Origin of the sequence: Cellulomonas telluris (assembly GCF_004886325.1) — a bacterium.
Taxonomy (GTDB): domain Bacteria; phylum Actinomycetota; class Actinomycetes; order Actinomycetales; family Cellulomonadaceae; genus Cellulomonas; species Cellulomonas telluris.
The window spans coordinates 1-502 of the sequence record NZ_QXFN01000134.1; the positions used below are offsets into that span (position 1 = coordinate 1).

Here is a 502-nt window from a genome sequence, read left to right on the forward strand (position 1 = left end):
GTTCCAGTGCCCGAGCGCGACGGCGTAGCGGTAGAACGGCACGGACCACGCGGCGCCGAGGTCGTCGGCGATCGCGAGGCCCTGCCGCAGCGTCTCGGCCGCCGCGGTCGAGTCGCCGGCGCTCTCCAGCGCGAGCCCGTGGAACAGCCGTGGCGCCATCCGGTGCGCGGCGCCGTGCGCGCTGTCGTCGGCCAGGCGTACGGCGGTGGCGGCGGGCTCGACGGCGTCGGCGTGGTAGCCGCGCAGGTTCAGGACCCAGGCCTGCACGCTCCAGGCGAGCACCTCCGCGAAACGGTCCGGGTGGGCCTTGCAGGCGGTGAGCGCGGCCGTCGCCCGCGTCCGGGCCTCGGCGAGCTCGAGGGCGAACATCGCCATCGCCGCGGTGAGCGCCTCGGTCCAGGCGAGGCTGGCCGGCTCTCGGGGCATGGCCCGCGCGCGGTCCAGCGCCTCGGCCGGTCGCCCGAGGATCGTCAGGCAGCGGACCGCGGTCTCGTCGGCCGCC

At 77.3% G+C, this 502-nt stretch carries 1 protein-coding gene; it reads right to left on the reverse strand.

All coding sequences use genetic code 11. From position 1 onward, the window contains the following. The coding region (locus tag FB586_RS19665; protein ID WP_222928409.1) for a hypothetical protein at positions 1-502 on the reverse strand (502 nt) is incomplete at both ends.